General features: G+C 67.9%; 22 protein-coding genes and 1 pseudogene. 4 read left to right on the top strand and 19 right to left on the bottom strand.

The genetic code is table 11. The features are described 5' to 3' along the window. Positions 1-14: 14 nt before the first annotated feature. The 6 genes and pseudogenes from MSG_RS11240 to MSG_RS11215 form a co-directional block, all read right to left on the bottom strand. A pseudogene (locus tag MSG_RS11240) lies at positions 15-1352 on the bottom strand (prolipoprotein diacylglyceryl transferase); the annotation flags it as partial. After that, positions 1349-2155: a tryptophan synthase subunit alpha gene (gene trpA / locus MSG_RS11235; protein WP_096439624.1), complete on the bottom strand. Its 807-nt coding sequence runs from the start codon at positions 2153-2155 to the stop codon at positions 1349-1351. The gene trpA and the pseudogene MSG_RS11240, both read right to left, overlap by 4 nt. Continuing rightward, positions 2152-3417 carry a tryptophan synthase subunit beta gene (trpB, locus tag MSG_RS11230; protein WP_096439622.1) on the bottom strand — a complete coding sequence of 422 codons (1266 nt, stop codon included), beginning with the start codon at positions 3415-3417 and terminating at the stop codon, positions 2152-2154. Before trpB ends, trpA begins: the two co-directional genes overlap by 4 nt. 62 nt (positions 3418-3479) lie before the next feature. Then, positions 3480-4298, bottom strand: coding sequence for an indole-3-glycerol phosphate synthase TrpC (gene trpC, locus MSG_RS11225; protein ID WP_096439620.1), 819 nt, complete (start codon positions 4296-4298; stop codon positions 3480-3482). A 102-nt stretch (positions 4299-4400) separates the two neighbouring features. Then, on the bottom strand, positions 4401-5081 hold the full coding sequence (locus tag MSG_RS11220) for a TIGR02234 family membrane protein (RefSeq protein WP_096439618.1): 681 nt from the start codon (positions 5079-5081) through the stop codon (positions 4401-4403). After that, complete coding sequence (locus MSG_RS11215) at positions 5074-6612, bottom strand: anthranilate synthase component I (RefSeq protein WP_096439616.1); 1539 nt, start codon at positions 6610-6612, stop codon at positions 5074-5076. The genes MSG_RS11220 and MSG_RS11215 overlap by 8 nt, the downstream gene beginning before the upstream one ends. 51 nt (positions 6613-6663) lie before the next feature. Here MSG_RS11215 and MSG_RS11210 point away from each other — a divergent pair, with 51 nt between their 5' ends. Further along, positions 6664-7128: a peroxiredoxin gene (locus MSG_RS11210; RefSeq protein ID WP_096439614.1), complete on the top strand. Its 465-nt coding sequence runs from the start codon at positions 6664-6666 to the stop codon at positions 7126-7128. Between the two features lie 19 nt (positions 7129-7147). Here the strand turns inward: MSG_RS11210 and MSG_RS11205 are convergent, their stop codons facing one another. After that, positions 7148-8242 carry a calcium:proton antiporter gene (locus tag MSG_RS11205; protein WP_096439612.1) on the bottom strand — a complete coding sequence of 365 codons (1095 nt, stop codon included), beginning with the start codon at positions 8240-8242 and terminating at the stop codon, positions 7148-7150. A gap of 76 nt (positions 8243-8318) precedes the next feature. Between MSG_RS11205 and MSG_RS11200 the strand changes: the two genes are divergently transcribed. Continuing rightward, positions 8319-9827: a serine/threonine-protein kinase gene (locus MSG_RS11200; protein ID WP_096439610.1), complete on the top strand. Its 1509-nt coding sequence runs from the start codon at positions 8319-8321 to the stop codon at positions 9825-9827. Between the two features lie 106 nt (positions 9828-9933). Beyond that, positions 9934-11010 (top strand): FAD-dependent oxidoreductase, encoded by a 1077-nt coding sequence (locus tag MSG_RS11195; protein ID WP_162899193.1) that lies wholly within the window; start codon positions 9934-9936, stop codon positions 11008-11010. 5 nt (positions 11011-11015) lie between these two features. On the opposite strand, the gene hisI is transcribed toward MSG_RS11195, so the two are convergent. From hisI to hisD, 8 genes are read right to left on the bottom strand one after another with little or no spacing between them, the layout of a single operon-like run. Continuing rightward, on the bottom strand, positions 11016-11369 hold the full coding sequence (gene hisI / locus MSG_RS11190; protein ID WP_096439606.1) for a phosphoribosyl-AMP cyclohydrolase: 354 nt from the start codon (positions 11367-11369) through the stop codon (positions 11016-11018). Then, positions 11366-12151 carry an imidazole glycerol phosphate synthase subunit HisF gene (gene hisF, locus MSG_RS11185; protein ID WP_096439604.1) on the bottom strand — a complete coding sequence of 262 codons (786 nt, stop codon included), beginning with the start codon at positions 12149-12151 and terminating at the stop codon, positions 11366-11368. Before hisF ends, hisI begins: the two co-directional genes overlap by 4 nt. A gap of 1 nt (position 12152) precedes the next feature. Then, complete coding sequence (locus tag MSG_RS11180; RefSeq protein WP_096439602.1) at positions 12153-12953, bottom strand: inositol monophosphatase family protein; 801 nt, start codon at positions 12951-12953, stop codon at positions 12153-12155. A 7-nt stretch (positions 12954-12960) separates the two neighbouring features. Continuing rightward, positions 12961-13695: a bifunctional 1-(5-phosphoribosyl)-5-((5-phosphoribosylamino)methylideneamino)imidazole-4-carboxamide isomerase/phosphoribosylanthranilate isomerase PriA gene (priA, locus tag MSG_RS11175; RefSeq protein ID WP_096439600.1), complete on the bottom strand. Its 735-nt coding sequence runs from the start codon at positions 13693-13695 to the stop codon at positions 12961-12963. Continuing rightward, positions 13696-14316 carry an imidazole glycerol phosphate synthase subunit HisH gene (gene hisH / locus MSG_RS11170; RefSeq protein ID WP_096439598.1) on the bottom strand — a complete coding sequence of 207 codons (621 nt, stop codon included), beginning with the start codon at positions 14314-14316 and terminating at the stop codon, positions 13696-13698. Next, the gene (gene hisB, locus MSG_RS11165; protein ID WP_096439596.1) at positions 14313-14924 is read right to left on the bottom strand and encodes an imidazoleglycerol-phosphate dehydratase HisB; all 612 of its coding nucleotides are present in this window, start codon (positions 14922-14924) and stop codon (positions 14313-14315) included. The genes hisH and hisB overlap by 4 nt, the downstream gene beginning before the upstream one ends. Next, a complete protein-coding gene (locus MSG_RS11160; RefSeq protein ID WP_096439594.1) occupies positions 14921-16048 on the bottom strand; it encodes a histidinol-phosphate transaminase in 1128 nt (375 codons plus the stop codon). Before MSG_RS11160 ends, hisB begins: the two co-directional genes overlap by 4 nt. After that, entirely contained in the window at positions 16045-17361 is a 1317-nt protein-coding gene (hisD, locus tag MSG_RS11155) for a histidinol dehydrogenase (protein ID WP_096444360.1), read from the bottom strand. Before hisD ends, MSG_RS11160 begins: the two co-directional genes overlap by 4 nt. A gap of 77 nt (positions 17362-17438) precedes the next feature. On the opposite strand from hisD, the gene MSG_RS11150 reads away from it, so the two are divergent. Then, positions 17439-17852: a nitroreductase family deazaflavin-dependent oxidoreductase gene (locus MSG_RS11150; RefSeq protein WP_096439592.1), complete on the top strand. Its 414-nt coding sequence runs from the start codon at positions 17439-17441 to the stop codon at positions 17850-17852. A 118-nt stretch (positions 17853-17970) separates the two neighbouring features. Here the strand turns inward: MSG_RS11150 and MSG_RS11145 are convergent, their stop codons facing one another. Genes MSG_RS11145 through nadA form a run of 4 tightly spaced genes read right to left on the bottom strand, consistent with a single transcriptional unit; the run spans position 17971 to position 22514 of the window. Next, positions 17971-18996 carry an alcohol dehydrogenase catalytic domain-containing protein gene (locus tag MSG_RS11145; protein WP_096439590.1) on the bottom strand — a complete coding sequence of 342 codons (1026 nt, stop codon included), beginning with the start codon at positions 18994-18996 and terminating at the stop codon, positions 17971-17973. 25 nt (positions 18997-19021) lie between these two features. Then, on the bottom strand, positions 19022-19879 hold the full coding sequence (gene nadC, locus MSG_RS11140; RefSeq protein ID WP_096444358.1) for a carboxylating nicotinate-nucleotide diphosphorylase: 858 nt from the start codon (positions 19877-19879) through the stop codon (positions 19022-19024). Continuing rightward, positions 19879-21465: an L-aspartate oxidase gene (locus MSG_RS11135; RefSeq protein WP_096439588.1), complete on the bottom strand. Its 1587-nt coding sequence runs from the start codon at positions 21463-21465 to the stop codon at positions 19879-19881. The genes nadC and MSG_RS11135 overlap by 1 nt, the downstream gene beginning before the upstream one ends. After that, the gene (gene nadA, locus MSG_RS11130; protein ID WP_096439586.1) at positions 21465-22514 is read right to left on the bottom strand and encodes a quinolinate synthase NadA; all 1050 of its coding nucleotides are present in this window, start codon (positions 22512-22514) and stop codon (positions 21465-21467) included. Before nadA ends, MSG_RS11135 begins: the two co-directional genes overlap by 1 nt. Positions 22515-22557: the final 43 nt, after the last annotated feature.

The following is a 22557-nucleotide window of genomic DNA, read 5'->3' as shown; positions in this document are numbered from 1 at the left end:
GGCTCGACCTCGCCAGTCTCGGCCCCGAACTCCTCGGCCTCAGCAACCTCCGATTCGGAATCGGGCTCCTCGACCTCAGCCTCGGACACTACCGGCTCGACCTCGCCAGTCTCGGCCCCGAACTCCTCGGCCTCAGCAACCTCCGATTCGGAATCGGGCTCCTCGACCTCAGCCTCGGACACTACCGGCTCGACCTCGCCAGTCTCGGCCCCGAACTCCTCGGCCTCAGCAACCTCCGATTCGGAATCGGGCTCCTCGACCTCAGCCTCGGACACTACCGGCTCGACCTCGCCAGTCTCGGCCCCGAACTCTTCGATTTCTCCGGCCTCCGGTACGACGGGCTCGGCCTTTTCCCGCGCATCGGTCGATCCGTCGTCCTTGCCCGCGACCACCGGCGTCGCCGCCGTTGCGGCCCCGGCCGCGGCCACCGCCGCAAGTTCTTCGGCCGGTTCGGCTTCCGGCTCGGCTTCGGCGCTTTCGACCTGTTCGCTGCCTCGCAACGTCTTGGGGTCCTCGCGGCCCTTCGGCGCCGCCATGATGTACACCACCGCCGCGATGAACACGAAAGTCGATGTGAACGTGTTGATCCGGATACCCGCGATGTGTGTCGCAGTGTCGTCTCGCAGCAACTCTACCCAGAAGCGCCCGATGCAATACAGCGCGACGTACGACGCGAACAGCCGCCCGTGGCCAATCCTGAATCGTCTGTCGATATACAGCAGAGCGACGAAAACCAGAAGATTCCAGATCAATTCGTATAGGAACGTCGGCTGAACCACGACGGCCACCTCGCCCGTCGATACGCCCTCGAGCGAATGCGGGTCGACGAATCCCGACGGGTCCTTGCGATAGAAGATCTCCAGGCCCCACGGCAGCGTCGTCTCCCGGCCGTAGAGCTCCTGATTGAAGTAGTTGCCCAGCCGACCGATGGCCTGTGCCAAGATGATTCCCGGGGCTAGCGCGTCGACGAAAGCCGGCAACGGAATCCCGTGGCGCCGACAGCCGATCCACGCGCCGAGCAGACCGAGGGCCACCGCACCCCAGATACCGAGCCCGCCGTCCCAGATGCGCAGCGCCGCACTCATGCCCGCGCCACCCGGCCCCCAGTACGTCCGCCAGTCTGTGGCCAGGTGATAGAGCCGACCACCGATCAGGCCGAAAGGCACTGTCCACAAGGCGATGTCGTAGATGACTCCGCGCTGGCCGCCGCGGGCCTCCCAGCGCCGGTCCCCGATGATGAGCGCGGCCACGATCCCGGTGATGATGAACAGCGCGTACGCGCGAATCGGCAACGGCCCAAGATGCCAGACGCCTTGCGGCGGGCTGGGGAAATAGGTGGGCAACATCGTCATGCCGCGGACACCCGCACGCCCGCGGCCAGTTCCTCGGTCAGCGCGCGCAGCGCGGGCATACCCTCGCCGAGCGCCGACACCAACGCCGAACCGACGATGACACCGTCGGCGTAACCGGCGATCTGGGCGGCCTGCTCTCGCGACCGCACCCCAAGCCCCACGCCAACGGGTATGTCGGCCACCGCCTTGACCCTGCTGACCAGTTCGGGTGCGGCATTCGACACCACGTCACGTGCCCCCGTTACCCCCATCGTCGAGGCAGCATAGACGAATCCGCGCGAGGCCTCGACCGTGGTCACCAGCCGCTGCGGCGTCGATGACGGCGCCACCAGGAAAATGGGGTCCAACCGGTGCGCCTCGGATGCCGCCATCCACTCGTGGGCCTCGTCCGGGATGAGATCTGGGGTGATCAGCCCGTAACCACCGGCCGACGCCAGGTCGCGCGCGAACGCATCAACCCCGTAGCGCAGCACCGGATTCCAGTAGGTCATGACCACAGCATGGCCGCCGGCCCGGCTGATCGCCTCGACCGCGGCCAGCGTGTCGCGGACTCGCACTCCCCCCGCCAAAGCGGCCTCGGTGGCCCGCGCGATGGTCGGACCGTCCATGCCGGGATCGGAGTAAGGCACGCCGACTTCGACCAGATCGCAGCCGGATTCGACCAGCGCGGTCATAGCGTCCACCGACGTCGGCAGGTCGGGATAGCCGGTGGGCAGATAACCGATCAGCGCCGCCCGATTCTCGTTGCGGCAGAAGTCGAAGACCGGCCCGAGCCGGCTTGCCTGAGTCTGCTCCACTGTCACCGCTGATCCCGGTCGTCCATCAGGCCGAACCACTTGGCGGCCGTCTCGACGTCCTTGTCACCGCGGCCCGACAGGTTGACCACGATGATCGCGCCGCGTCCCAGTTCGTTGCCCAGCTTGAGCGCACCCGCGACGGCGTGCGCGGATTCGATGGCCGGAATGATGCCCTCGGTGCGGCACAGCAACCGGAAGGCGTCCATCGCTTCCGAATCGGTGATCGGCCGGTATTCGGCACGGCCCGTCTCCCTGAGCCAGGCGTGCTCGGGACCCACGCCCGGATAGTCGAGACCTGCCGAGATCGAATGCGACTCGATCGTCTGCCCGTCCTCGTCTTGCAGCAGGTACGAGAACGATCCCTGGAACGCACCGGGCGAACCACCGGTGAATGTGGCTGCGTGCCTGCCCGTTTCGACGCCGTCACCGGCGGCCTCGTAGCCGATCAGCCGCACGCCCAGATCGTCGATGAACGGGTGGAAGATTCCGATGGCGTTGGAGCCGCCTCCGACGCACGCGACGACCGCATCGGGCAACCGGCCCGCCTGCGCCTGAATCTGGACGCGCGCCTCCAGGCCGATGATTCGCTGGAAGTCGCGAACCATGGTCGGGAACGGGTGCGGCCCGGCCGCGGTGCCGAAGCAGTAATAGGTGTTGTCGGCGTTGGTAACCCAGTCGCGGAACGCGTCATTGATCGCGTCCTTGAGGGTTTGCGAGCCGGTCTCGACGGAGACGACCTCGGCACCGAGCAACCGCATCCGCGCCACGTTGAGCGCCTGGCGCGCGGTGTCGACGGCGCCCATGTAGATCACGCATTCCAGGCCGAGCAGTGCGCACGCGGTGGCGGTGGCCACGCCGTGCTGGCCGGCTCCGGTCTCGGCGATGACTCGCGTCTTGCCCATTCTCTTGGCGAGCAACGCCTGACCGAGCACATTGTTGATCTTGTGAGAACCGGTGTGGTTCAGGTCTTCTCGCTTGAGGAAGATGCGCGCCGACCCGGCGTGCTCGCCGAGGCGAGCCGCCTCGTACAGCGGCGAGGGCCGGCCCGCGTAGTTGGCCTGAAGCTCGTCGAGGGTGTCCAGGAAATCCGGGTTGACGCGTTCCTTCTCGTAGGCCGCGGTGACCTCCTCGATCACTGCCATCAACGCCTCGGCGACGTAACGGCCGCCGTATACGCCGAAATGGCCCCCCGGGTCCGGATCGTGACGGGTGGGGTGGGAGATGGCCGCGCTCGAAAGCGGAAGCTCGGGGCGGGTTAGATCTACCATCACCAACGGCTCATTGGGTTCAACGTTTCAGCGCCGGGGCCCCGCAGTGACTCTGCCAATCTTCAGCGGGCCGGTTTCGGACAGGATGGGTGGGTGCCCGCGGTGACCAGATCGGCAACCGCGGCCCGGGGGTCGTTGCTTTTGACCAATCCCTCGCCGACCAGGACCGCGTCGGCTCCCGCGCCGGCATACGCCAGCAGGTCACCGGTGTGGCGCACCCCCGACTCGGCGATCCTGATCACCTTGCTGGGCAAGCCTGGAGCGATGCGCGCGAAGCAATCGCGGTCCACGTCCAGAGTCGTGAGATCGCGTGCGTTGACCCCGATCACGTTGGCCCCGGCCTTCAGCGCCCGGTCGGCCTCTTGTTCGGTATGCACCTCGACAAGAGCCGTCATGCCAAGCGATTCGGTGCGGTCCAGCATCGACACCAGCGCCGACTGATCCAGGGCGGCGACGATCAGCAGCAGCATGTCGGCGCCGTGCGCGCGCGCCTCATGAATCTGATACGGCTGGACCACAAAGTCTTTGCGCAACACCGGAACCGACACCGCGGCACGCACCGCGTCGAGATCGTCGAGAGAACCCTGGAAACGCCGCTCCTCGGTCAGAACACTGATGACGCGCGCGCCACCGTCTTCGTAAGCGCGAGCGAGTTTCGCCGGATCGGCAATGGTCGCCAACGAACCCGCCGATGGGCTGGCGCGCTTGACTTCAGCGATCACACCGATTCCTGGCTCGCGTAGCGCGGCCATCACATCGAGCGGCGGAGGCGCCGCCGCGGCGGCCGCCTTGATCTCGGACAGGCTTATCAGCGCTTCGCGCGCGGCAACGTCGGCCCGGACTCCCTCGAGGATGGAGTCAAGCACGGAAGCCGGACTCATGCCTGTCGTTTCCCTTCCCACAGCTACCTACTGTCACCTAGCCGGTCCCCAAGCTGTTTCGGCGACGTTCATGAAGGGTAGCGACCGCTGGCCCGCGGCGCGTCACCGACCCTCGGTGTCAGACTCGCGGGGCGTATCGGTCGGGGCCCTTGTCGGGTCATAGCCCCCGTCAAGCGCGTCCCAGATCATCCGCTCCGACATCTCTGGTGTGCCCGGCTCCTCCAGCATCGCCCCCGCGGGGTCTTCCCGTCGCGCAATTGAGCGACGTGTCGCGGGCGCGGCATATTTTGTCGCGCCCGAGCTGTCCGACGCCAGGACCGACGCCGACCGCATCAACAGCACCGCGGCGACCAATGTGCACACCGCGGCCAGCACGGCGATTGTCGGCCCGCCATGTCGCCGTTCGCTCCCGACCAGCGTCAGCAGCGAAATGTGCGCGAGGTCGGCGCCGCGCAGGGCCACGTCGGGCACCACCCACAGGCTGATGCCCAGATAGGCGACCGCGAGGCTAGCCAGCGCCAGCAGGCCGGCCAGTGCCCGCAGTGCCCAGCCTCGCACCGCCAGCGCGGCCACGGCCATCGCCAGGTCGAGCAGCGCCAGCGGCAGCAGCGCCGTCGACCAAGACGCGCCGGACAAGGTCACCTCCTTGGGGGGCCCCAGCCCGTCGAACGACCGGATCACCACCCAGGGCAGCCGCGAGGCCGTCCACAGCCCACCGGCCGCGACCACGAGCAGTAACTGCGCTACCCCGGTGGTCAGCCGGCCGCGGCGAGTCTTAGCCATCTGTGTGCACGCCCGGGACGGTCAGCGTCTCGGCGGCGGCGATCGCGTTGAGCACCGCGCGCGCCTTGTTGCTCGCCTCGGCGTACTCATACGGGCCGTTGGAATCGGCCACCACACCCCCGCCGGCCTGGACATAGGCGGTGCCGTCGCGCATCAGCGCGGTGCGGATGGCGATCGCGAAATCGGCGTTTCCGGCGAAGTCGAGGTAGCCGATGACGCCGCCGTACAGGCCGCGGCGCGTCTTTTCCACCTCTTCGATCAGCTCCATGGCCCGCACCTTGGGTGCGCCGGACAGCGTCCCGGCCGGGAAGCAGGCCGTCACCGCGTCCAGTGCGGTGCGGCCCGCGCCGAGCATGCCGGTCACGGTCGACACCAGATGCATGACATGGCTGTAGCGTTCGATGTGGCTGTAGTCCTCGACGCGGACGGTGCCCGGCGTGCACACCCGGCCCAGGTCGTTGCGCCCCAAATCGACCAGCATCAGGTGCTCGGCGCGCTCCTTCTCGTCCTCCATCAGCTCCTTTTCCAGCAGCTGATCTTCTTCCTCGTTCTGGCCTCGCCACCGGGTGCCGGCGATCGGGTGCGTCGTGGCCCGGCCGTCGACGACGGAGACCAGCGCCTCGGGGCTCGAGCCGACGATCGAAAAGTCCGTTGCGCCAACACTATTCGGCACGTGCAGCAGATACATGTAGGGGCTGGGGTTGGTCGCCCGCAGCATGCGATATACGTCGATCGGGTCCACGTCGGTGTCCATCTCGAACCGCTGCGAGGGCACCACCTGGAAGGCTTCACCGGCCGCGATCTGCTCGACAAGGTAGTCGACGATCTTGCCGTATTCCTCGACGGTGTGCTGCGCCCGGTACCGAGGCTCGGGCCTGCTGAACGTCGCGACCGTCGACGGCAGCGGTTGGCCCAGCGCCGCGGTCATCACGTCCAGGCGTGCGACCGCGTCTTCGTAGGCCTCATCGACCCGCTCGTCCGTGCCGTTCCAGTTCACGGCGTTGGCGATCAGCGTGATGGTGCCCTCGTGGTGGTCCACGGCCGCCATGTCGGTGGCCAGCAGCAGCAGCATGTCCGGCAGCTGCAGGTCGTCGACCGCCGAGTGGGGCAGCCGTTCCAGGCGCCGTACCAGGTCGTAGGCGAAGAAGCCGACCAGTCCGCCCGACAGCGGCGGCAGCCCCGACAGTTTCGCGGTGGCCAGCAGCTCTAGCGTGGCGCGCAGTGCGTCCAGCGGGTCACCGCCGGTGGGCGCGTCCTGGGGCACCGCGCCCAGCCACACCGCCGCGCCGTCCCGCACGGTCAACGCCGACGGCGACCCTGCACCGATGAATGACCATCGCGACCAGGAGCGGCCGTTCTCGGCCGATTCCAACAGGAAAGTGCCTGGCCGATTGGCTGCGAGCTTGCGATACGCCGACAGCGGCGTCTCGCTGTCCGCCAGGACCTTACGGGTCACCGGGACGAAACGATGCTCGACGGCGAGCAGGCGAAATTCCTCTCGTGAGGTGGTGGCGGCGAGATGGGCGGGCACGAAACCATCCTCGCAGATCCGAATGCCGCGCCCGGGCGTAGCCTGACGGCCATGAAATCTGGAGACATCGTCGCCGACTTCGAACTTCCCGATCAGAGCGGAACGCCCCGCAAACTCAGCGAGCTCCTGTCCACCGGGCCCGTGGTCCTGTTCTTCTACCCCGCAGCGATGACGCCCGGCTGCACCAAGGAGGCGTGTCATTTCCGCGACCTCGCCGCCGAATTCGCTGCCGTCGGCGCCAACCGGGTCGGCATCAGCACCGACGAGGTCGCCAAGCAGGCCAAGTTCGCCGACAAGGAGAACTTCGACTATCCCCTGCTGTCGGACAACGACGGCGCCGTGGCAAACCAATTCGGGGTCAAGCGCGGCCTGCTGGGCAAACTGATGCCGGTTAAACGCACCACCTTTGTGATCGACACGGACCGCACCGTGCTCGACGTGATCGCCAGCGAATTCAGCATGGACACCCACGCCGACCAGGCACTCGCGACACTACGGGCCCGTTCGTCGGCGTAATGGGTTGCGCTGCTTGGCTTTACGGGATGATCGACAGAAACGCATAAGCGGTGAGTAATACCAGGTGAACTTCACCCTGCAGTCGGGTGGCCCGCCCTGGGACCACGGTGAGCATGCTGATCACCACGGTAGACGCGAACAGCACCAGCTGGGTGGGGCCCAGGCCGAGAATCAGCGGGCCCTGCAGCCAGATCGACGCGAGCGCGATACCCGGAATGGTGAGCCCGATGCTGGCCATCGCCGAACCGTAGGCCAGATTCAGGCTGGTCTGGATGCGGCCCTGCCGCGCCGCGCGCACTGCCGCGAGGGTCTCGGGCAGCAGCACCAGCGACGCGATCACCACACCGACGAACGAGTGCGGGAATCCCGCGGCCGACACCAATTTCTCGACGGCGGGCGATTCCTGTTCGGCCAGGCCCACGACCGCGACCAGCGCCACCATCAGCAGCCCCAGGCTGCGCAGCGCCGCCGACGTGCTCGGCGGATCCGCGTGGGTGTCGTCCTCGAACAGGCCTTGCTGACCCTTCTGCGCGACGGGCAGAAAAAAGTCGCGATGCCGCACGGTTTGGGTGAAAACGAACAGCAGGTAGAGCAGCAGCGAGGCGACGGCGGCGAACTCAAGCTGGCCGGGCGAGAATTGCGGCCCGCTATGGCTGGTGGTGAACGTCGGCAGCACCAGGCTCAACGTCGCCAGCGTGATGAGCGTGGCCAGCGCCGCGCCGCTGCCGTGCGGGTTGAACAAGGTCACGCCGTACCGATGGGAGCCGAGCAACAGCGACAAGCCGGCGATGCCGTTGGTACAGATCATCAGCGCGGCGAACGCGGTGTCTCGGGCCAGGGTCGCCGCGTCGCTGCCGCCGGAGGCCATCAGCTCGACGATCAGCGCCAGCTCGATGACCGTCACGGCTGCGGCAAGCACCAGCGACCCGAACGGCTCTCCGACCCGGTGTGCGACCACCTCCGCGTGGTGCACCGCGGCCAGCACCGACCCGATGAGAAAGACCGCCTCGAGGAGGGCGAGCATCGGCCCGGGCGTCGCGCCCCAGGTCAGTGCCAGCAGGACGAGGGCTATTAGCGGGACAACCACATTCCAGGACACCCGGCTATTGCGCATCGCCCGCCATTCTTGTGGAAATCAGCCGGCGGCGTCACAGTCCGTGATCGCCATGTCGTCTCAGTAGCATGCTCACATGCCGCAAAGCGACGGGCTACCCGAAGGCACCGACTTCGCTGGATACACGATCGTTCGCCGGCTGGGGGTCGGCGGCATGGGCGAGGTGTATCTGGCTGCGCACCCACGGCTGCCCCGGCGCGATGCGCTGAAAATCCTGCCCGCCGAACTGACCGATGACCTCGAATTCCGTCAACGCTTTAACCGGGAAGCCGACCTCGCAGGCAGCTTGTACAACGAGCACATCGTCGGCATCCACGACCGCGGCGAATACGAAGGCCGACTGTGGATTTCGATGGATTACGTCGAGGGCACCGACGCCGCGCGGCTGCTTCGGGAGCGGTTCCCTTCGGGAATGCCCAAAGCCGACGTCGTCGAGATCGTTTCGGCCGTCGCCGACGCGCTCGACTACGCCCACTCGCGCGGCCTGCTGCACCGCGATGTCAAACCGGCCAACATTCTGCTGGGTGAGGCCAATCCACGGCGGCGCATCCTGCTCGCCGACTTCGGTATCGCCCGCGAGCTGGGCGAGGTCAGCGGCCTGACCGCGACGAACATGTTGATCGGCACGACCGCCTACTGCGCGCCCGAGCAACTGCGAGGGCTGGACCTTAACGGCCGCGCCGACCAATACGCCCTCGGCTGCACCGCGTTCAACCTGCTGACCGGCTCGGCCCCGTTCCACAACTCCAACCCGGCGGTGGTCATCACCCAGCATTTGTCGGAGCCACCGCCGTCAATCAGTGAGCGCCGGCCCGAGTTGGCCGACCTTGACGGCGCGCTCGATAAGGCGCTTGCGAAGGATCCGGCCAACCGCTATGCGACGTGCGCGGATTTCGCGGCCGCGCTGGGCGCGCAGCTCGGCACCTCGCCAGCGGCCGAGGCGGTGGCTCCGACCCAGGCCGCCGCGATCGCGACGGATGTGATCGCCGCGCCGCGAATCACCTCGGGCGCAACGCCGCCCGTGCGCAGCAACCGGCGCACGGCGCTCGCGGTCTCGGCGATCGTCGGCGTCGCGCTGATCGGGCTTGCGGTACTCGTCGGCGTCCGCCTGCTGGGCGACTCCAGCCAATCCGGCAACGGCGCAGCCACCTCGCAACCGGTGGCACCGCCAAGTAGCCAGCCGTCGGCCAAGCCGGCGCTCAAGCTGTCCGGCCAAATCACCGACAACGCGAATGCGCTCGGTCCCCTCGAGTACGACGCGGTAAACCGAGCGCTTCGCAAGCTCTACGACACGCAAGGCAGCAGGCTGTGGGTGGTGTACGTCAAGAACTTCGACGGCCTCAAGCCGCTGCGCTGGGCCGAGGACACCATGCGCGCCAACAACTTCACCGATAAGGACGCCATCCTGGCCGTGGCCACCGACGAGCCGGCCTACTCGTTCCGGGTGCCGAACGCGGTGATCAACGGGAGGGCGATCGATCTCGAAGTCATTCGCCGCGAACGCATCTCACCGGCGGTGTTCCGACACGAGTGGCCCCGCGCGGCGATCGCAGCGGCCAATAGTTTGGACGTGGGTCGGGCTTGATTCTCGGGTGCCAGTAGCCACCTCGCCTGCGGCGACGATCACATATCCCGAGTTTGATCATATATTGTTATCGGAGTCGTCGTTCGTGCCTGGCTAGGAGATGCGCGTGGATCGTCTCGGTTTCCCAATGAAGGCCGCAGCAGCAGTCTCGACAATCCTGTCGGCACCGGGTCGTAAGCAGATGCCCGGCGATATGTGCATGCCTATGGTCGAGGTCACCCCGCAGCGAGTAATCCACACCACGGCAGGCCTGCGGCCGTACCGTCCCGGCGGGTTCGTCGTACGCGCCGAATCCGTTGGTGCTCAGCGGTTGGTGCATAACTACGGCCACGGCGGGGCTGGGATCACACTGTCCTGGGGTACCTCCAAACTCGCGGTCGATCTCGGCCTGCCAGGCCATCACGGGCCGGTCGCGGTGATTGGGGCCGGAGTCGTGGGACTCAGCACCGCACGCCTAGTGCAGGAAGCCGGCTTTGACGTGACGGTCTACACCAAGACACTGCCACCGGACACCACCTCCGATATTGCTGGCGGAAAGTGGGAACCGGTGAATCACTTCGACGAAAAGATAGTCACCGCGGAATGGCGCCAGCGATTCCTCACCGCCGCCGCCTACAGCTGGCGCCGATTCCAGACCCTGGTTGGTGACGACTACGGCGTTCGCTGGCTCGCCAGCTACGAAGACAGCAACGCTGTATCCGAACTTCTTCCCACATTTCCACCCAACCGCCGCGTGTTGTCACGAGATGAACATCCATTCCCCATCGACGAAGTCACATATTTCGAGACCCTGTATGTCGAAACTGGCCGCTACTTGCGTCAGATGATCCGCGATCTGCAAACCGCCGGCGGGACAATCCAAATCCGTGAGTTCGCGTCTATCGGCGATATCACAGGGCTACCAGAGCAGCTCGTCTTCAACTGCACCGGATTTGGCGCCGCCGCGCTGACCGGGGACAGCGAATTGATTCCAGTACGTGGACAACTAGCAATCCTATTGCCACAGCCCGAAATCCGTTACTCCTACCACTTCCAGGACATTGGCTACATGATTCCCCGGACCGACGGAATCATCTTGGGTGGCACCTACGAACATCACGTTCAAGATGCCACCGCACAACCGGCAGACATTGAACGCATCCTCGATGCCCACCGGAACTTTTTCGTGAAGTTCCGCTGCTAGTCGGGTCAGGGCCTATCATCCGGCTCTAGCAGCACGTCGGCGTCAAAGCAGCTGTGGTCTCCGGTGTGGCACGCGCCGCCGACCTGATCGACGGTCAACAGCACGGTGTCCCCGTCGCAGTCCAAGCGCACCGAGTGCACGCGCTGGGTGTGCCCCGATGTCGCGCCCTTGATCCACTGCTCGCCGCGGGACCGCGAAAAGTAGGTGGCTTCACGGGTTTCCAGGGTGCGGGCCAACGCCTCGTCGTCCATCCAGGCGACCATCAACACGTCGCCGCTGCTGCGCTCCTGTACCACGGCGGCGAACAGGCCGTCGGCGTTGCGTTTTAGACGTGCGGCGATTCGCGGATCGAGCGTCATCGTACGGTGATCCCTGCTGCCGCCATGACGGCCTTCACCTGTCCGATCGTCAACTCGCCGAAGTGAAAGACGCTGGCCGCCAGCACCGCATCGGCACCGGCGGCAACCGCGGGCGCGAAATGTTCGGCCGCTCCGGCGCCGCCGCTGGCGATCACCGGCACGGTGACCGCCGCCCGGACCGCGCGCAGCATGGCCAGGTCGAAGCCGGCCTTGGTGCCGTCGGCGTCCATCGAGTTCAGCAGGATCTCCCCCACACCGAGCTCGGCGCCGCGCGCCGCCCACTCGACCGCGTCGATCCCGGTCCCACGCCGGCCGCCGTGGGTGGTCACCTCCCAGCCCGACGGCGTAGGCGTCGACCCGGCGGGCACCGTGCGGGCGTCCACCGACAGCACGATGCACTGCGAGCCGAACTGTGTTGCCATTTCCGCCAACAGATCCGGGTGCGCGATCGCCGCGGTGTTCACCGACACCTTGTCGGCTCCCGCCCGCAACAACACGTCGACGTCGGCCACTGCCCGCACCCCGCCGCCCACCGTCAGCGGGATAAAAACCTGCTCGGCGCTGCGGCGGACCACCTCGAGCATGGTGGCCCTGCCCGACGACGACGCGGTGACGTCGAGAAAGGTCAGCTCGTCGGCGCCCTCGGCGTCGTAGGCCGCCGCGAGCTCCACCGGGTCGCCCGCGTCGCGCAAATTCTGGAAGTTGACTCCCTTGACGACCCGCCCGTCATCGACGTCCAGGCAGGGAATCACACGCACGGCAAGGTCGGTGCCCAAGTCCATGTCAGAAGTCCTCCGGTCTGCCGGTGGCACGCAGGATTTCGAGGACCTGCGCGTGGGCGCCCGGCGCCGCGACCAGAACCGACCGCGAGGCGGTGGTCCAGGGCTGACCGCTCAGTTCGGTCACGACGCCGCCCGCGGCCTGCACCAGTGCGATGCCGGCGGCGTGGTCCCAGACTTGCCCACCGAAATGAATTGCGCTGCTGAGTATTCCGTCGGCAACGTAAGCGAGGTCGATGCCTGTGGCGCCGTGCATGCGCAGCCGTGACGACACCCGGCTCAGGTTTTCCAATACCGCCAGCCGATACCGTCCGGGAAACCGACCGCGGGAGTCCGTGTTGAACGTGCCGACAGCGATCAGCGAGTCGGTGACGTCGACCGGGGTCAGCAATGGTTGCGGCACATCGTTTTTCAGCAGCGGGCCGCCCTCGACCGCGGTGTAGCGCTCGTCGGTGAACGGCAGCCAGGTCAGCCCCGCCACCGGCTTGCCCTCGTGCAGCAGCCCCAGCAGGATCGCGGCCATCGGCGATCCCGCGGCGTAGTTAAAGGTGCCGTCTACCGGATCCAACACCCACACCCACGGCGAGTCGACGGGCGTGCCGCCGAATTCCTCCCCGTGCACGCCGATGCCGGTGGCCTTTTCCAGCGCGGCGACGACCTGCCGCTCGATCGCCAGATCGACGGCGGTCGCGAAGTCGTTGCCCTTCTTGCGCACCGCCGAATCGGCGCGATGACCGGCCAGGAACGGCTCGACCGCCGCGTCGAGAATGACCGACGCCTCGGCCACCAGCGCGTTGAGGTCCATTGCGCTCCTACTCCCGTACCGCGTCCAGCGCCTGGGGCAGAGTGAACCGCCCGGCGTAGAGGGCCTTGCCGACGATCGCACCCTCGACGCCGCGGTCGGTCAGCGTCGCGATGGCGCGCAGGTCGTCGAGGCTGGACACCCCACCGGAGGCGATCACCGGTGCGTCGGTGCGCTCGGTGACGCGCGCCAGCAGGTCGAGGTTCGGGCCGCCCAAGGTGCCGTCCTTGGTGACGTCGGTGACGACGAACCGCGAACAGCCTTCACTGTCAAGGCGTTCCAGCACCTCCCAGAGATCGCCGCCGTCGGTCTCCCAGCCGCGTCCGCGCAACCGGTGCTGCCCGTCGACGATCTGGACATCCAGGCCGACGGCCACTTTGTCGCCGTGCTCGGCGATCGCCCGCGCGCACCACTGCGGGTCCTCCAGGGCTGCGGTCCCCAGGTTGACCCTAGCGCAGCCGGTCCGCAGAGCCGCGGTCAGCGAATCGTCGTCGCGGATACCCCCGGACAGTTCGACTTTCACGTCGAGCTTGCCCACCACCTCCGCGAGCAATTCCCGGTTGGAGCCGCGGCCGAACGCGGCGTCCAGGTCCACCAGGTGGATCCATTCGCCGCCGTCGCGCTGCCAGCCCAGCGCGGCGTCCAGCGCCGAGCCGTATTCGGTTTCGCTGCCCGCCTTGCCCTGGACCAGGCGCACGGCCCGGCCCTCGACCACGTCGACAGCGGGTAACAAGATCAGCGGCATCTACAGTCCCTCGACCCAATTGCTCAATACGGCCGCACCGGCATCGCCACTCTTTTCCGGATGGAATTGGGTGGCGGCCAGCGGCCCGTCCTCAACGGCAGCCAAAAACGGTACGTGATGTGTGGCCCAGGTCAACACCGCGTCCGGTGCGCCCTGCCAGTCCTGCGCGGCGTAGGAATGCACGAAGTAGAAGCGCGCGGTGTCGTCCAGCCCCTTGAACAGTGCACTGCCCGGGCCCGCTTTCACGATGTTCCAGCCCATGTGCGGGATGACCGGGGCGTCGAGCCGGGTGACTGCCCCTGGCCATTGCCCGCAGCCGGCGGCCTCGACCCCGAATTCCACGCCGCGCGCAAACATGATCTGCATGCCGACGCAGACCCCGAGCACCGGGCGCCCGGAGGCCACCCGGTCGGCGATGATCCGTTCGCCGTCGATCTCGCGCAGGCCCCGCATACAGGCCTCGAAGGCGCCGACGCCCGGCACCACCAGCCCGTCGGCCGCTGCGGCCACACGCGCGTCATCGGTGACTTCGACCGAGGCACCGACTCGCTGCAGTGCGCGTTGAGCCGATCGCAGATTACCGGAGCCATAATCCAAGACGACTACGGATTTCGCTGTCACAGAACACCTTTGGTCGACGGCACACCCGAGACACGCGGGTCGGGCTCGACCGCCTGACGCAACGCGCGGGCCACCGCCTTGTACTGCGCTTCGGTGATGTGATGCGGGTCGCGCCCGTACAACACCCGCACGTGCAGGGCGATGCGGGCATTGTTGGCCAACGTTTCGAAGACGTGCCGGTTGATGACGGTGTGATAGGGCACCGAACTGCCGGCGATGGTGGTGTGTTGCAGGTGATCCGGCTCGCCCGAGTGAACACAGTAGGGCCGCCCGGACACGTCGACGGCGGCGTGGGCCAGCGTCTCGTCCATCGGGATGAACGCGTCCCCGAACCGCCGGATGCCCTTCTTGTCACCGAGGGCCTGCCCCAGCGCCTGACCGAGCACTATCGCGGTGTCCTCGATGGTGTGGTGGCCCTCGATCTCGACGTCCCCCTTGGTGCGCACGGTCAGGTCGAAGCTGGCGTGACTGCCCAGTGCGTGCAGCATGTGGTCGTAGAACGCGACGCCGGTGTCGATGTGGACCTGCCCGGAGCCGTCGAGATCGAGCTCGACGACGATGTCGGATTCCTTGGTTGTGCGCTCGATTCGCGCGCGACGGCCGGTCATGACGCTCCTAACGACTGGGCCAGTTCGGTGGCGGCCACGCGTGCGCTGGCGGCCAGGAATGCATCGTTTTCGTCGGCCAGTCCGATCGTCGTGCGCAGGTAGCCGGGGATGCCGACGTCGCGGATCAGGACGCCGTCGTCCAGATACCGCTGCCAGGTGGCGGGCGCGTCGGCGAATTCGCCGAACAACACGAAGTTCGCATCGCTGGGGATGACCCGAAAACCCATGTCGCTCAACGCCGTGACGACTCGGTCGCGTTCGGCGCTCAACGTCGCGACGCTGCCCAATGTGTCGTCGGCGTGCCGCAGCGCCGCGCGGGCGGCGGCCTGCGTGAGCGAGGACAGGTGATACGGCAGCCGGACCAACAGCAACGCGTCGATCATCGCCGGGGTCGCCGCCAGGTAACCCAGCCGTCCGCCGGCAAAGGCGAACGCCTTGCTCATGGTCCGCGACACCACCAGCTTGGTCGGGTACTCCTCGAGCAATCCCACCGCGCTCGGCTGCGAAGAGAATTCCCCGTAGGCCTCGTCGACGATCACGATCCCCGGCGCGGCGTTCAGCAGCAGGCGCAAGTCGGACAGCGGAATGCTCTGTCCGGTTGGGTTGTTGGGGCTCGTCACGAACACCACGTCGGGTCGCCGCTCGGTGACCGCGGCCACGGCGGCGTCGACGTCGAGGCTGAAATCGTCGGCGCGGGCGGCCTCGAGCCATTCGGTGCGGGTGCCGTCGGCGATGATCGGGTGCATCGAGTAGGACGGGACAAACCCGATCGCGCTGCGCCCCGGCCCGCCGAACGCCTGCAACAGCTGCTGCAGTATCTCGTTGGAACCATTTGCAGCCCAAATGTTTTCGGCGGCCAGCGATACGCCGGCCTGCCTGGTGAGGTAGCCGGCCAGATCCCGGCGCAGCTCCACGGCGTCGCGGTCCGGGTACCGGTGCAAATCGGCGGCCGCTTCCCCCACGGACCGCACGACGTCGTCGACCAGCGCTTTGGTCGGCGGGTGCGGATTCTCGTTGGTGTTCAGCCGCACCGGGACCGCCAATTGCGGTGCGCCGTAAGGCGATTTGCCCCGCAGGTCGTCGCGCAACGGCAGGTCGTCAAGTGTCGGTTCGTCCGGCGTCATCGTTCGAACCTCCGCCGTACCGCCTCGCCGTGAGCCGGCAGGTCCTCGGCCTTGGCCAGCGTGACGACGTGTCCCGATACGTCTTTCAGTGCCGCCTCCGTGTAGTCGACGACATGGATGCCGCGCAGGAATGTCTGCACCGACAGGCCGCTGGAATGCCGGGCGCTGCCCGCCGTCGGCAACACGTGGTTGGAGCCCGCGCAATAGTCGCCCAGACTGACCGGCGCGTACGGGCCGACGAAAATTGCTCCCGCCGAACGTATTCGGCCGGCGATCCGGGATGCGTCGGCGGTCTGGATCTCGAGGTGTTCCGCGGCGTACGCATTGACGACGCTGATGCCCGCGTCTAGGTCGTCGACCAGGATGATCGCCGACTGGCGTCCCGTCAGGGCGGCCGTCACCCGCTCACGATGCACCGTGGTCTGCAGCTGGGCGGCCAATTCGGCTTCGGTGGCAACGGCCAGGTCTTCGTCGGCGGTCACCAGCACGCTGCCGGCCATCTCGTCGTGTTCGGCCTGACTGATCAAGTCGGCGGCGACGTGCACCGGATCGGCGGTGTGGTCGGCCAGGATCGCGATCTCGGTCGGTCCGGCTTCGGCGTCGATACCCACCTGCGAGCGGCACAGCCGCTTGGCGGCGGTGACGTAGATGTTGCCGGGCCCGGTGATCATGTCGACCGGCGTCAGCTCGCCCCCGTCGGTATCGGTGCCGCCGTAGGCGAGCAAGGCCACCGCCTGCGCCCCGCCGACTGCCCACACCTCGTCGACCCCAAGCAGCCGCGCCGCGGCCAGGATGGTCGGGTGCGGCAAACCGTCAAACGCCGCCTGCGGCGGGCTGGTCACCACCAGCGAGCCAACCCCGGCGGCCTGTGCGGGGACCACGTTCATCACCACGCTGGACGGGTAGACAGCATTGCCGCCGGGCACATACAAGCCCACCCGCTCGACGGGAACCCACCGCTCGGTGACCGTCGCGCCGGGGCCGAGCGTGGTAGTGACATCGGTGCGGCGCTGGTCCGCGTGCACGGCGCGGGTACGTTCGATCATCACCTGCAGGGCGTCGCGCACGTCGGGGACGAGGTGGTCCAGCGCCGCCTGCAGGGCGGCATCGGGTACCCGCACTGCGGGCGGGCGCACGCCGTCGAACGACTCCCCGTATTCCAGCGCCGCCTCGGCACCCCGCTCGGCGACGGCCTCCACGATCGGCCGCACCTTGGGCAACACCGCCTCCACGTCGGCGCCGCCGCGCGGCAACGCGGCGCGCAGGCGGGCAGCCGTCAACGCCGCGCCCCGCAGGTCGATACGGGCCATCACAGGTGGCCGGCTGGCAGTCACGTTGTCCATTGTCCCAGAGCAGCTCAAATACATTTCCGACCGGTACTGTGCCCGTTATGTCCCCCAAGGATCACCCGAACGTCGCGCCGGGCTTCCCGATGGTTTACCCGGTCTGGTTTGAGAACCTCCAGGTCAAGTACCTCAATTCGGCACTCAAACCGATTGCCCGCTATCTGCCCGGAACCGGCACGATCGAGCACCACGGCCGCAAGTCCGGCAAGACCTATAACACCATCGTCACCGCCTACCGCAAGGGCAAGGTGCTGGCGATCGCGTTGGGCCACGGCAAGACGGATTGGGTGAAGAACGTGCTGGCCGAGGGCCAGGCCACCCTGCATTTCGCCCGCAGCGACGTGCACCTCACCAATCCCCGGGTGCTGCCCGCAGGGGCCGACGGCGAAGGGCTGCCCTGGCTGGCCCGCGTGCAGTTGCGCCGCATGGCGGTGTTGGTCAGCGACGTCGTCGCTTGAGTGTCGCGGGCCGCCTGGCGCGCGTCGAGCGTGCGCGCGGAGCTTTGAGTGTGCGACGACGGCGCGTTCCGGCGATCTGCCGCCCTGGACGCAATCTCAACGCCGTGGATGCGGCCGGCTAGGCCCGGGTAAAGACGGTCTTGCCGGTCATCGTCGGCCAGACTTCGGGGGCGTCGTCCCATTCGACGACGCGATCGACCGCCGGGCCGAAGTCGCATCCGCCCGCCAGCAGTTCGAGCACGTGCGGGATGGCGGCGCGGGCGTTGACCCGGCCGGTGACGAACCGCACGCCACGGGTGTACATCTGCAGGACCGGCATCTCCACCGGCGTGTAGTAGATGCCGGTGTCGGTGCACACGCCGTCCGGCCAGGTTGCCCGCAGCGCGGCATTCAGCGACGACACGTCGCCCGCGGTGTGCATCGTCACCGGATACGGCTCCCAGGACTTGTCCGGCTTCGGCCGATCATGGACCGCGGCACCCAGCTGCTCGGCGGCCGCCAGCCGCCCCTCGTCGGTGTCGACATAGTCGACGTGGGCGCCATATGCGACCGCACACGCCGCCGCGTACAGCCCGATCGACAGCCTTCCGACCACCAGGATCCGGCGATCGGCGGGGTCGAGCGCGGCTAATTCCGCCGCGTAGGGCCCGACTCCACGCCAGCCGTCGGGGATGTTGTCCGACAGTGACGCGACGGCGCTGGCGGCCACGCCGTCGGGAACTCGCAGCAGCATCGCGTCGGCGTAGGGCACCAGCACCAGATCTGACATGAACCCGCCGCCGTTGAGGCCGGCCAGCGGGCCCAGCCCGTACATCGCCATCAGCGGCACCGAACCGCACGAACCCGTCGCACCCCGACGGCACCGCGCGCACTGCCCGCAGCTGATCTGGAACGGCACCACCACCCGATCGCCGGCCCGCACATCGGTGACGCCGGCACCGATGGCGACGACCTCGGCCAGCCCTTCGTGCCCGACGGCATAGCCGGGCGGCAGCGGCGCCCGGCCGTGCGCGACCGCCACGTCGAGGTCGCAGCACGCCACCTGCAAGGGCCTAACCAACGCCTGCTCGGGCGCGGTGATCTCCGGATCGGGAACGTCGCGCCAGGCGTATCGCCCGGCCTCTTCGTAAGTCAGCTGCCTCATCCGAGCATTGTCGGGCGCGACGCGGCTACATATCCAGACCGACGTCGAGCACGCGGACCGAGTGGGTCAGCGCCCCGACGGCGAGATAGTCCACGCCGGTGCCGGCGTACGCGGCGGCGTTCTCCAAGCTGAGCCCACCCGAGGACTCCAGCAGAACCGCTGGAGCACGGCTGTCCCGGCGCTGCACGGCCATCTGCGTCTGCCAGACGGGGAAGTTGTCCAGCAGGATCAGCTCGGGCTTCTCCGGCAGAACCTCGTCGAGCTGCTCGAGGGAGTCGACCTCGACCTCGCACGGCAGATCGGGCGCGGCCTCGCGGACCGCCCGCAGCGCTTCCACCACCGATCCCGCGGCCGCGACATGGTTGTCCTTGATCAGCGCGGCGTCGCCCAGCCCAAGCCGGTGGTTGACGCCGCCGCCGACGCGCACCGCGTATTTCTGCAGCGCGCGCAGGCCGGGCAGCGTTTTGCGGGTGTCCCTGACCTTGGCGCGGGTGCCGCTGACGGCGCCGACCCAGGCCGCGGTGGCGGTCGCGATGCCCGACAGGTGGCAGATCAGGTTGAGCGTGGTGCGTTCGGCGGTCAGCAGGCCCCGGGTCTCGGCGGTCAGCGTCAACACCGACTGGCCCGGCTCCACCCGGGCGCCGTCATCGACCCGATCGAGCACCTGGTAACCACCGGCGCCCAGCACCTCATCGAGGACCAGCAACGCGACGTCCAGGCCGGCGATCACGCCCGGCTCCCGTGGCACCATCGAGGCCGTGGCCCGCGCTCCGGCGGGCACCGTCGCCAGCGTGGTGACGTCGGGCCCGTAGCGCAGGTCCTCGTCCAGGCCACGCCGGATGAGGTCCCTGGCTGCGGTCAGCTCCTCGTCGGACAGCGCCATCAGCACACCGCCGTCAGCGCTTCGGCGCATACCGCGCTTCGGTCCTCGGACAGCCGGACCACGATGCTGCGGCCCTGCTCCGGCGCGGTGTCCGGATACTCGGCGCGGTGGTGACACCCCCGGCTTTCGTTGCGGGCCAACGCCGCGGCGGCCACGGCCCGGGCGGTCACGGTCAACGCCACGTCCTCGAAGTCTCGGCGGCTGGCCACGGCGCGAGCTTTCGCCTGCGACAGCGTCGCGCAAAGGCGTTGCAGTCCGCTGCAATTGCGCACGACCGAGGCATCGTTGGTCATCGCGGTCTGCAGATCGCGGCGCGACACGGCCGTGTGGACGATCGGCTCGGGCTCGGCGGCGTCCGCCCGGCCGGCCACCTGCGCGTGCGCGGCCGCGGCCTTCCCGGCGCGGCCCCCGACCACCAGGCCTTCCAGCAAGCTGTTGGACGCCAGGCGGTTTGCGCCGTGCATGCCGGTGCGAGCCACCTCACCCGCGGCGAACAAACCGGACAGCTGCGTCTGGCCATGGACGTCGGTGACGACGCCGCCGCAGCTGTAGTGAGCGCCGGGGACCACGGGGATGGGCTGGCGGACCGGATCGATGCCCGCGGCCCGGCACGAGGCAGTGACGTTGGGGAATCGCGCTTCGAAACCCTCGATCGCGCGCGCGTCGAGGTAGACGCAGGGATCGCCGGTGGCCTTCAGTCGCTCGTCGATCGCGCCCGCGACGACATCGCGCGGCGCCAGGTCGCCCATCGGGTGAACGCCGACCGTCACCGAATTGCCGTGCCGGTCAAGCAATACCGCCCCCTCGCCGCGGATGGCCTCGGTGATCAGCGGCCGGCGGCCGTTGGCAGCGGACCGGTGACCGGCTACAAAAAGCATGGTCGGGTGGAACTGGATGAACTCGATATCAGCAACCGGGACACCGGCCCACAACGCCAGCGCGATACCGTCGCCGGTCGATCCGTCGGGGTTGGTTGTCGCGCTGTAGAGGTGCCCGAGTCCACCGGAGGCGAGGATCACCGAAGGGGCGCTGATGATCCCGATTCCGTCCCCGTTGCCCACTGACACGCCGGTAACCGCGGTGCCGTCGTGCAGCACGCACAGCGCGACATGGCCGGGGCGGATGTCCAGTGTCCGGGCGGCGTGGTCGAGGGCGCGTTGCACCTCGGCACCGGTGGCGTCGCCGCCGGCGTGCACGATGCGCCGCCGCGAGTGCCCGCCCTCGCGGGTCAGCGCCCACTGCCCGGGTCCGGATTCGTCGAATTGCGCCCCGTGTCCGACCAATTCGGTGACCGCGCGATAGCCGTCGGCGACGATCGAGTACACCGCGTCGGGATCGCACATCCCGGCGCCCGCGGCCAGGGTGTCGGCGACGTGAGCCTCGATGGAATCGTCATTGTCCGGCAGCACCACCGCGATACCGCCCTGCGCGTAGTGCGTCGCGGTGACCCCGTGGGTGCGTTCGGCCTTGTTCAGCACGACGACGCTGCGCCCGGCGCGATGAGCGGCCAGCGCCGCGGCCAGTCCGCCGACACCGGTACCGATGACGACGACGTCGGCAGAATCCGTCCAGACGCTGCGGGCCATTATTCGCCGCCGCCCGGCTGGCCGATCTCGATCATCCGCTGCACGCTGCGGCGTCCGGCCGCCGCGACATCCGGATCGACGTGCACCTCGTCGGCGCCCTCGACCAGGCAGCGCAACAGCGCCGCGGGGGTGATCATCTTCATGTACCGGCACGACGCGCGGTCGTTGACGGCCTGGAAGTCGACTTTTGGTGCGGCCCTGCGCAACTGGTGCAGCATGCCGACCTCGGTGGCGACCAGGACCTTGCGGGCGCGGGTCTCGTGCGCGGCGTCGAGCATGCCGCCCGTGGACAGGATCTTCACCCGGTCCGGCGGAAACGCGCCCTCCCCGGCCAGGTACAAAGCCGAAGTGGCACAGCCACATTCCGGGTGCACGAACAGGTCGGCCTCGGGATTGGCGCGGGCCTGTTCGGCGAGTTCGTCGCCGTTGATGCCGGCGTGCACGTGGCATTCACCGGCCCATACGTGCAGGTTTTTGCGTCCCGTCATCCGACGGACGTGTGCCCCGAGGAATTGGTCCGGGCAGAACAACACTTCGCGGTCGGGGTCGATGGACTCGACCACGTCGACTGCATTGGATGACGTGCAGCAGATGTCGGTGAGCGCCTTGACGGCGGCGGTGGTGTTGACATAGGAGACGACGACGGCGTCGGGGTGCTCGTCCTTCCACGCCCGCAGGTCCTCCGGCGTGATCGAGTCGGCCAGCGAGCAGCCGGCCCGCTGATCCGGAATGAGCACGGTCTTGTCGGGGCTGAGGATCTTGGCGGTCTCGGCCATGAAGTGCACACCGCAGAACACGATGGTGTCCTCGGCGGCGTCGGCGGCGATACGCGACAGCGCAAGCGAATCGCCGACATGGTCGGCGACGTCCTGGATGGCCGGCAGCTGATAGTTGTGCGCCAGCAGGGTGGCCCCGCGCAAGTCGACGAGTCGGCGGATCTCCGCGGCCCAGATCGCGTCACCGTCGACGCCGTGATAGCCGGTGGGCGAGTCGACGATGTTGGCAATCATGTCGTCGGCGAGCGTGTCCATGCGATTCACGACCGTCACGGCGGCTCCTTTCGGCCTCGGAGGTTTTCGACTTATAATCGAA

The organism is Mycobacterium shigaense (assembly GCF_002356315.1).
Lineage (GTDB): Bacteria > Actinomycetota > Actinomycetes > Mycobacteriales > Mycobacteriaceae > Mycobacterium > Mycobacterium shigaense.
The sequence above is the reverse complement of the archived record's forward strand: the minus strand, read 5'-3'. Positions and strand labels throughout refer to the sequence as shown.

What these genes read in the sequence shown, in the direction of transcription:
- trpB (WP_096439622.1), bottom strand. Translation starts at nt 3,417, where the DNA reads ATGGTAGATCTAACCCGCCCCGAGCTTCCGCTTTCGAGCGCGGCCATC.
- trpC (WP_096439620.1), bottom strand. Translation starts at nt 4,298, where the DNA reads ATGAGTCCGGCTTCCGTGCTTGACTCCATCCTCGAGGGAGTCCGGGCC.
- MSG_RS11220 (WP_096439618.1), bottom strand. Translation starts at nt 5,081, where the DNA reads ATGGCTAAGACTCGCCGCGGCCGGCTGACCACCGGGGTAGCGCAGTTA.
- MSG_RS11210 (WP_096439614.1), top strand. Translation starts at nt 6,664, where the DNA reads ATGAAATCTGGAGACATCGTCGCCGACTTCGAACTTCCCGATCAGAGC.
- MSG_RS11205 (WP_096439612.1), bottom strand. Translation starts at nt 8,242, where the DNA reads ATGCGCAATAGCCGGGTGTCCTGGAATGTGGTTGTCCCGCTAATAGCC.
- MSG_RS11200 (WP_096439610.1), top strand. Translation starts at nt 8,319, where the DNA reads ATGCCGCAAAGCGACGGGCTACCCGAAGGCACCGACTTCGCTGGATAC.
- hisI (WP_096439606.1), bottom strand. Translation starts at nt 11,369, where the DNA reads ATGACGCTCGATCCGCGAATCGCCGCACGTCTAAAACGCAACGCCGAC.
- hisF (WP_096439604.1), bottom strand. Translation starts at nt 12,151, where the DNA reads ATGGACTTGGGCACCGACCTTGCCGTGCGTGTGATTCCCTGCCTGGAC.
- MSG_RS11180 (WP_096439602.1), bottom strand. Translation starts at nt 12,953, where the DNA reads ATGGACCTCAACGCGCTGGTGGCCGAGGCGTCGGTCATTCTCGACGCG.
- priA (WP_096439600.1), bottom strand. Translation starts at nt 13,695, where the DNA reads ATGCCGCTGATCTTGTTACCCGCTGTCGACGTGGTCGAGGGCCGGGCC.
- hisB (WP_096439596.1), bottom strand. Translation starts at nt 14,924, where the DNA reads ATGACCGGCCGTCGCGCGCGAATCGAGCGCACAACCAAGGAATCCGAC.
- MSG_RS11160 (WP_096439594.1), bottom strand. Translation starts at nt 16,048, where the DNA reads ATGACGCCGGACGAACCGACACTTGACGACCTGCCGTTGCGCGACGAC.
- MSG_RS11150 (WP_096439592.1), top strand. Translation starts at nt 17,439, where the DNA reads ATGTCCCCCAAGGATCACCCGAACGTCGCGCCGGGCTTCCCGATGGTT.
- MSG_RS11145 (WP_096439590.1), bottom strand. Translation starts at nt 18,996, where the DNA reads ATGAGGCAGCTGACTTACGAAGAGGCCGGGCGATACGCCTGGCGCGAC.
- nadC (WP_096444358.1), bottom strand. Translation starts at nt 19,879, where the DNA reads ATGGCGCTGTCCGACGAGGAGCTGACCGCAGCCAGGGACCTCATCCGG.
- MSG_RS11135 (WP_096439588.1), bottom strand. Translation starts at nt 21,465, where the DNA reads ATGGCCCGCAGCGTCTGGACGGATTCTGCCGACGTCGTCGTCATCGGT.